The 7,080-nt window shown below is 65.4% G+C and carries 6 protein-coding genes; 1 reads left to right on the top strand and 5 read right to left on the bottom strand.

Annotated features, from left to right (window positions below; genetic code table 11):
• Positions 1–4 precede the first annotated feature (4 nt).
• From JQ624_RS29710 to JQ624_RS29730, 5 genes are all read right to left on the bottom strand, one after another.
• Positions 5–832, bottom strand: coding sequence for a ScpA family protein (locus JQ624_RS29710; protein WP_212422457.1), 828 nt, complete (start codon positions 830–832; stop codon positions 5–7).
• Positions 829–1,851, bottom strand: a complete 1,023-nt coding sequence (gene nagZ / locus JQ624_RS29715; protein ID WP_212422458.1) for a beta-N-acetylhexosaminidase — start codon at positions 1,849–1,851, stop codon at positions 829–831. Before nagZ ends, JQ624_RS29710 begins: the two co-directional genes overlap by 4 nt.
• 54 nt (positions 1,852–1,905) lie before the next feature.
• Entirely contained in the window at positions 1,906–3,375 is a 1,470-nt protein-coding gene (locus tag JQ624_RS29720; RefSeq protein WP_212422459.1) for an SPOR domain-containing protein, read from the bottom strand.
• A gap of 119 nt (positions 3,376–3,494) precedes the next feature.
• Entirely contained in the window at positions 3,495–5,288 is a 1,794-nt protein-coding gene (gene argS / locus JQ624_RS29725; RefSeq protein ID WP_212422460.1) for an arginine--tRNA ligase, read from the bottom strand.
• Between the two features lie 9 nt (positions 5,289–5,297).
• A complete protein-coding gene (locus tag JQ624_RS29730; RefSeq protein WP_212422461.1) occupies positions 5,298–6,506 on the bottom strand; it encodes a deoxyguanosinetriphosphate triphosphohydrolase in 1,209 nt (402 codons plus the stop codon).
• Between the two features lie 103 nt (positions 6,507–6,609).
• Between JQ624_RS29730 and erpA the strand changes: the two genes are divergently transcribed.
• Positions 6,610–6,939 (top strand): iron-sulfur cluster insertion protein ErpA, encoded by a 330-nt coding sequence (gene erpA / locus JQ624_RS29735; protein ID WP_212422462.1) that lies wholly within the window; start codon positions 6,610–6,612, stop codon positions 6,937–6,939.
• Positions 6,940–7,080 lie beyond the last annotated feature (141 nt).

The following is a 7,080-nucleotide window of genomic DNA, read 5'->3' on the forward strand; positions in this document are numbered from 1 at the left end:
TCCACTACTCGACCGTCATATCCGGCGCGGGCATCGCTGCCTGCGGCGGACGCTTACGAAAATACAGCGGCGCGAACGCCTCTTTCTGGTTCAATTCCATTTCGCCTTCCCGCACCAGTTCGAGCGCTGCGGCGAAGCTTGACGCAAACACCGTCGCCCGCTGCGAGGGATCGACCACGTAGCTGAGCAGGTAATCGTCGAGGCAGCTCCAGTCCTCGGACTCGGTCATGCCGACCAGCCGCTCCAGCGAGGCGCGCGCTTCGGCTAGCGACCACACCGTGCGCTTGGCCAGATGCACCGTCGCCAGCACGCGCTGCTGGCGCTGCGCGGCGTAGGCGGTGAGCAGGTCGAACAGGGTTGCCGTGAATTTGGGGTGACGGATTTCGGCAATGGTTTCCGGATTGCCGCGCGGAAAGATATCGCGCTGGAACTGCGGGCGGTTCATCAACCGGTTAGCGGCTTCGCGGATGGCCTCGAGCCGGCGCAGCCGATTGGCAAGCGCGGTTGCCATCTCCTCGGCGCTCGGCCCGTCCGGCGTCGCCGGTTCGGGCAGCAGCAGCCGCGATTTCAGGAATGCGAGCCAGGCGGCCATCACGAGGTAATCGGCCGCGAGTTCGAGGCGAATCTTTCGCGCGGCCTCAATGAACGTCAGATACTGGTCGGCCAGCGCCAGGATCGAAATCTTGGCGAGATCGACCTTCTGCTGCCGCGCCAGCGTGAGCAGCAGGTCGAGCGGACCCTCATAGCCCTCGACATCGACAACGAGCGAAGGCTCGCCGTCGGTGATCTCGGCGGGCCGTCCGGTTTCAAACGATAGAATCTCAGCCGTCATGCCGTTCCTACCCGATCCGTCAACGCATCCAGTTCAGCCCGTGCCGCCTGCCGGTCGAAGGGCTCAGGCTCTCTACGCAAGGCCAGTGCCCGCCTGGCGCGATCCAGCGCCTCATCAGCCAGTTCCGGCGTCTCGTGCGCCACGTCGTGCATCTCGTCGAGCTTGCCGTTGCAATGCAGGACCATGTCGCAGCCGGCGTTGAAGATGGCACGGGTCCGCTCGGCGATCGATCCCGCCAACGCATTCATGGACACGTCATCACTCATCAACAAGCCTTGGAACCCAATTACGCCGCGAATCACCTGCCGGATGATTGTCGCAGAAGTCGTCGCCGGTTGGGCGGGGTCTAATGCGCTAAACACAACATGTGCGGTCATCGCTATCGGCAGGTCCGCCAGCGGTTGAAAGGCAGCGAAATCGGTCCGTTCCAGCTCTTCCCGCGACGTATCAACGGTCGGGAGCCGGAGATGGCTATCCGCGGTGGCCCTTCCGTGGCCGGGAATGTGCTTCAGGACCGGCAGGACGCCGCCCTGTTGCAGCCCCTCGGTGACGGCGCGGGCGATTGCCGCGACCTTGGCCGGCTCGGTTCCATAGGCCCGGTTGCCGATTACGGCGTCGGCCCCGGCCACCGGCACGTCCGCCAGCGGCAGGCAATCGACTGTTATCCCGAGGTCGATCAGGTCGGCCGCGATCAGGCGGGAGCTCAGCCGGGCGGCGTTGAGGCCCAGCGCCTTGTCGAGGTCGTAGAGCGCGCCGAAGGTGGCTCCGGGCGGATAGACCGGCCAATGCGGCGGCCCGAGCCGGGCCACCCGCCCGCCTTCCTGGTCGATCAGCACCGGTGCATCCGCCTCGCCCAAACAATTCCGCAATTCCCCAACAAGCGCCGATACTTGATCCGGCGCTTCGACGTTGCGTTTGAACAGGATGAAGCCCCATGGGCGCTCGGCGCGGATGAATTCGCGCTCCGCGGCGGTCAGTACGGTTCCGGATACGCCGGTGATGAAGGCCCGTGTGCTCATGAGGGGCCGATTAGGCCCCTCACGGCACCGGGGTCAAGGAAACCGCAGATAATTCTACGGGATAAAGCACTGTCCCCCGGCGGCCTTCAGCTCGGTGCAGAACTGGACGGCCTCCTGCCGGGTCCGGTACGGCCCGACCATCGCGCGATACTTGGTCTTCCCATCAGCCAGATCCACCCGCCTGATCACCGGCGACCGGGAACCGAGCACTGACGCGTACTTGCCTTGCGCCACACGGAACGACTCCCTGGCGGCGGACTCGCTGTCCTGCGACGTCACCGATACCAGAAAGGTGCCCCCACCCTCGGCAGCTCCAGCCGGCGCGGCTTGCGCCGGGTTGGTCGCAGCCATGCGGGTCGGCGGCTCCGATTCGGACGCCTGCGGCGCAAGCGACATCGGCGAATTGGCGCTGGCATTGGCAGACGCAGGGTTACGCGCCGGCGGGGCAGCGGGAGCCGCGGCCGGGCCAGCAGCGCTTCGCGTCGGCGGCTTCGGCGGCGGCGCGCTGGCGCCTGCCGGGATGCCGCCATTGTCGGCGGCGTCGCCCTTGACGGCGAGCGTCTTGATCCTGCGCGGCTCGTTGTTCGGCATCGTGCCGTTGGCGGCCGCAGGCATAGGCGCCGACGGAGAAACACTGGCGGCCGGCGGCGGGTTGGCGTTCTGGTTCAGCGGCGGAAACACCACGCGCGGTCCGCCGGACCTCGAATTGACGTCGACCGGTGTCTCTTCGCGCGACACCAGCTTCTCGCCGCCATCGCCCGACAGCATGCGGTCAGGGGTCTTGGCGCCCGCGTCGGACGGCGCCGGCACCACCTTGGTCGGGCTGTTGTCGGCCCTGATGATCGGCGGCTCGCCTGAGCGGGGCGAACCGACAAAGGTGCGGTAGGCAAAGGCAGCGCCCGTCCCCACCACGGCCAGCGCCAGCACGGCGGCGACCGTCATCAGGCCGCTGGAGCGCTTCTTCGGCGCGGGCTCTTCCTCATATTCACCCTGGTAGGCGTAGGGATCGTCCGGGTAGGCCGGATCGCGTTGATAGTCGTGCTCGCCGGTCTCTAACCGTCCATACAGCGCATCGTCGTAGCGCGACGGGTCCTGCTGCGGCTCGTCGGCGTATTGTTGCTGAGGCTGCTCGTAATAGTCCTGCGCAGGCGGCGCTTGATGCGCGGACGCCTGCGGCGGCGGGGCCGCGTAGCGATGCAGCGGATGCACCGGCGCCGGCTGGTACTCCGGCTCGTCATCGTATTCCTGCGGCAGAGGCGACGGCGGCGGCGGCGGCGGGGTTTCGTGGCGCGCGCGCTGCATCCATGCCGGCGGGCTCGGAGGAGCATCGGGCCCTTCTTCCGGTGGATCATACTGCGGTGGGCGCACGTTGGCCCGCGACTGCAGCGGGCGCGGCGCGGGCTTGGCCGCGGCCCCCAACGGGTCGCTCTGCCCAATCAGCCTTGCGAGCTCCGCAAGCGGATCACTCTCGCCGCGAGCCTGGTCGGCGGAGGGAAAAGGTCGGTCCTGATATCGATCAGCCATCGTGATGATGCATCCCCTTCGGGACAGCGCCAAACCCGCCATGTCAAACAAACCATGACGAGTGTGGCCCCTGCCAGATACCCTCACGAACCCCCATTCGTGAAGGCCTTCGCCCCTGCCTACCGCATCTCGGTCGGGGCGTGGACGCCGAGAACGGCTAAGCCCGATGCCAGAACCGAGACGACGCCCTGGACCATCGCCAGTCGCGCCCTCGTGATCTCTGCATCATTAGTCATAATGAAGCGTAAATAGGGCAAATCCCGCCCTTTCGTCCATAACGCGTGAAATTCACTGGCCAAATCATATAGATAAAAGGCGATTCGGTGGGGCTCATGCGCCACCGCCGCCGATTCGATCATTCTGGGGTAGAGCGCCAGCCGTTTCAAGAGGTCGAGTTCCACCGGGTCGGTCAATCGCTCCACCGGGGCGTCCACCAGCCAGGCGCACCGGGCCGCATCGTCCTCGGGCAGCTCCGGAACCACCTCGCGGGCATTTTTGAAAATTGAATGTCCGCGGGCATGCCCGTACTGGACGTAGAAGACCGGATTATCTTTCGATTGTTCGAGCACTTTGGCGAGGTCGAAATCGAGCACGGCGTCGTTCTTGCGGAACAGCATCATGAACCTCACCGCATCCGAGCCGACCTCATCCACCACTTCGCGCAGCGTGACGAAATCCCCGGAGCGTTTCGACATCCGCACCTGCTCGCCGGCACGCAGCAGGCGGACGAGCTGCACCACCTTGACGTCGAGCGCGGCTTTGCCGCCGCTGACGCCCTTCACCGCCGCCTGCATGCGCTTGATGTAGCCGCCATGATCGGCGCCGAACACGTCGATCATGTCGAGGAAGCCGCGATCGACCTTGTTCTTGTGGTAGGCGATATCGGAAGCGAAATAGGTGTAGGAGCCGTCCGACTTGATCAGCGGACGATCGACGTCGTCGCCATAGGCGGTGGCGCGGAACAGCGTCTGGATGCGGTCTTCGTAGTCTTCGACCGGCTTGCCCTTCGGCGGCGGCAGGCGGCCCTCGTAGATGTCGCCCTTGGCGCGCAGGAAATCGATGGTCTCGGTGACCTTGTTGTTACCGGTCTCGACCAGCGAGCGCTCCGAGAAGAACACCTCGTGCTTGATGTTGAGCGCTGCGAGATCGCCCTTGATCATGTCCATCATCATGGCGATCGATTTGGCGCGCACGATCGGCAGCCATGATGCATCCGGCATCGCCTTCAGCTTGTCGCCATACTCGGCCGCCAGCGCCTGCCCGACCGGTACGAGATAATCGCCGGGATAAAGCCCTTCCGGAATCTCGCCGATGATCTCGCCTGTTGCTTCGAGGTAGCGCAGATAGGCCGAGCGCGCGAGCACATCGACCTGCGCGCCGGCATCGTTGATGTAGTATTCGCGCGTGACGTCGTAGCCTGCAAAATCCAGCAGGCCGCACAGCGCGTCGCCGAACACGGCGCCGCGGCAATGGCCGACATGCATCGGTCCGGTCGGGTTGGCCGAGACGTATTCGACATTGACCTTGGCGCCGTGGCCGATCGCGCTCTTGCCGTAGGACGCGGCCTCGCGCAGCACGGTGCGCAGTTCGTCGGCCCAGACCTCAGGCTTCAAGGTGAGATTGATGAAGCCGGGACCGGCGACCTCGACGGTAGCCACCAGATCGTCGGCGCGCAATTTTTCCGCGATCTTGTCGGCGAGTTCGCGCGGCTTCGCCTTGGCGTCCTTGGCCAGCACCATCGCGGCGTTGGTCGCCATGTCGCCATGGCTGGCATCGCGCGGCGGCTCGACCACGACGCGGGAGAAATCGATGCCGGCGGGCCATTGGCCCTCGGTCGCGAGCGCGGCGCAGACCGCCTGCACGCGCACCAGCGCGTCGGCGAACAAATATTGTGAAGCTGGCTTGTCGGACATGGCCGCCGCCTAACGCAAATCCGGGGTCGAGTCAAAAAGCCTTTGGTGCTCGATTAAGGCGAAACGGTCGGTCATTCCGGCGATGAAATTGCCGATCCGGCGCGCCCGCTCGCCCTCGCCCTCACGCTCCGACCCCTCGACCCATTCGGGCGGCAGGTCGCCCGGGGAGGTCTGGTAGCGCGCGAACAGGTCAAACAGGATTCCTTCGGCCTCGCCCATCACCCGCATGACGCGGGGGTGGCGGTACATATGCAGTTTCAGGAACGCCTTGATCGCGGCCTCCTCCTCCGCGACCATGGCCGGAAAGGCGATCAGCGGCTGATGGTGGTGGCGGACGTCATGCGCCGATTGCGGCTTCCCCTCCGCAAGCCGCCTGCCCGCCTCCGACATGACCGCCCCGATCATGTAGGAAATCAGTTCGCGCACCAGTTCCGCGCCGCGCCTGGCATCGTCCAGATTGGGATAATGCCGGTCGATCTCGGCGATGATCGCCTGGGTGAGCGGCATCACCTTGAGGTCGTCGACGCCGAACAGGCCGGCGCGCAGGCCATCGTCGATGTCGTGGGCGTCATAGGCGATATCGTCGGCGAAGGCCGCGGCCTGCGCCTCCAGCGAGGCGTAGCTCCACAGCTCCAGATCGAATTTTTGATTGAACTCGGCGATGCCGACGGGAATGCCGCTTTCGCGGTATGGCCCGGCCGGGGCCCCGTCCCGCTCCGTCAGCGGGCCGTTGTGCTTGACGATACCCTCGAGCGCTTCCCAGGTCAGGTTCAGCCCGTTGAACTCGGGATAGCGATGCTCCAGCGAGGTCACCACCCGCAGCGCCTGCGCGTTGTGGTCGAAGCCGCCATGGGCGGCGAGGCATTTGTCGAGCGCCCGCTCGCCGGCATGGCCGAACGGGGGATGGCCGAGGTCATGGGCCAGCGCCAGGGTTTCGGTCAGATCCTCGTCGAGGCCGAGCTGGCGGGCCAGCGCGCGGGCGATCTGCGCCACTTCCAGCGAATGGGTCAGCCGCGTGCGGTAATGGTCGCCCTCGTGGAACACGAACACCTGCGTCTTGTGCTTGAGGCGTCGGAAGGCGGTGGAATGGATCACCCGGTCGCAATCGCGCCGGAACGGGCTGCGGGTTCGGCTCGGCGGCTCCGCAAACAGCCGGCCGCGGCTCTGGTCAGGGTCGCAGCCATAAAGCGCGCGGGGGGCAGCCATTCCGACCGACACGATTTTTTAGTCCTTATCCATTTGATTCCGCGAGATTACGCACTTAACTATGTCTGACGCCCCATACCAAATGAATTGGGTATGACGGGCCGGAGAGCATGCCATGACCACTGCCATCACCGTCAGCGAGCGGGCCGCCCGCCGCATCGGGGAAATCCTCAAGAGCGAAGGCGACGGCGCCATGCTGCGCATCTCCGTCGAGGGCGGCGGCTGCTCCGGCTTCCAGTACAAGTTCGACGTCGACCATGCCAGGGCCGAGGATGACCTCGTGATCGCGCGCGAAGGCGCAGTGGTGCTGGTCGATCCGGCCTCGGTGCCGTTCCTCGCAGGCTCCGAAGTCGATTTCGTCGACGATCTGATCGGCGCGTCGTTCCGCGTGGTCAATCCGAATGCGACCGCGTCGTGTGGCTGCGGGACCAGTTTTTCGATCTGAGCATTGAGGGGCGAGTTCGTTCGCCCAATCGCGATCGTCATACCCCGCGCAGGCGGGGTATGGCTTCACGTTTGAAGTGCAACGGTTGATTTGAGTTCGGAGAATGCCTCTGCGGGTGTCTTGAAGTCCAGGCATTTGCGG

This window comes from Bradyrhizobium sp. AUGA SZCCT0283 (assembly GCF_018130385.1).
In the GTDB taxonomy this organism is placed as follows: domain Bacteria; phylum Pseudomonadota; class Alphaproteobacteria; order Rhizobiales; family Xanthobacteraceae; genus Bradyrhizobium.

Coding starts and splice junctions, on each gene's coding strand:
- JQ624_RS29710 (WP_212422457.1), bottom strand. CDS start 832: ATGACGGCTGAGATTCTATCGTTTGAAACCGGACGGCCCGCCGAGATC.
- nagZ (WP_212422458.1), bottom strand. CDS start 1,851: ATGAGCACACGGGCCTTCATCACCGGCGTATCCGGAACCGTACTGACC.
- JQ624_RS29720 (WP_212422459.1), bottom strand. CDS start 3,375: ATGGCTGATCGATATCAGGACCGACCTTTTCCCTCCGCCGACCAGGCT.
- argS (WP_212422460.1), bottom strand. CDS start 5,288: ATGTCCGACAAGCCAGCTTCACAATATTTGTTCGCCGACGCGCTGGTG.
- erpA (WP_212422462.1), top strand. CDS start 6,610: ATGACCACTGCCATCACCGTCAGCGAGCGGGCCGCCCGCCGCATCGGG.